The sequence below is a fragment of the Catenovulum agarivorans YM01 genome (assembly GCF_000281085.1).
GTDB classification, from domain to species: Bacteria; Pseudomonadota; Gammaproteobacteria; order Enterobacterales; family Alteromonadaceae; genus Catenovulum; species Catenovulum agarivorans.
Genome location: NZ_JH767524.1, coordinates 187,757 through 188,475 on the forward strand (window position 1 = coordinate 187,757; position 719 = coordinate 188,475).

1 protein-coding gene is annotated in these 719 nt (G+C 43.9%); it reads right to left on the minus strand.

Annotated elements, in window-relative coordinates:
- On the minus strand, nucleotides 1–719 hold a 719-nt coding region (locus tag WSC_RS22085; RefSeq protein ID WP_040394051.1), incomplete at both ends, for a putative Ig domain-containing protein.

Sequence of the window (719 nt, forward strand, 5' to 3'; positions counted from 1 at the left end):
AGTTGCGGTGAAGGTATAACTATAAACTTGATCTTCATTGGCAGTGGTCACTGCCGTTGAAGTAATCACTGGCGCATCATTAGTATTAGACACCGTTATGGTAAAGCTTTGTTGCAGCGTTTCCGTACCGTCGGTTACTGCTAATACTACTGAATGTGAACCCACTTCATCGTTACTTGCTGTACCACTAAGTACACCTGTGCTTGTATCAAAACTTAACCATGTTGGCAAAGTTGGTGCGGATAAAGTTAAAGTATCTGAACTATCCACATCGCTTGCGCTGAAAGTATAACTATACACTTGATCTTCATTCGCTGTGGTCACTGCGGTGGAAGTAATGACTGGTACATCATTAGTATTAGACACCGTTATGGTAAAGCTTTGTTGCAGCGTTTCCGTGCCGTCTGTGACAGTTAATACCACAGAATGTGAACCCACTTCGTCGTTGCTTGCTGTGCCACTGAGTGCGCCAGTGCTGGCATCAAAACTTAACCAAGTTGGTAAAGTCGGTGCGGATAAAGTTAAAGTATCCGAGCTATCCACATCGCTTGCGCTGAAGGTATAACTATAAACTTGATCTTCAGTAGCAGTGGTCTCTGCGGTAGAAGTAATGACTGGTGCATCATTGGTGTTGGCAACTGTAATAGTAAAACTTTGTTGCAGCGTTTCAGTGCCGTCTGAGACTTCCAATACCACTGAATGTGCACCCACTTCATCGT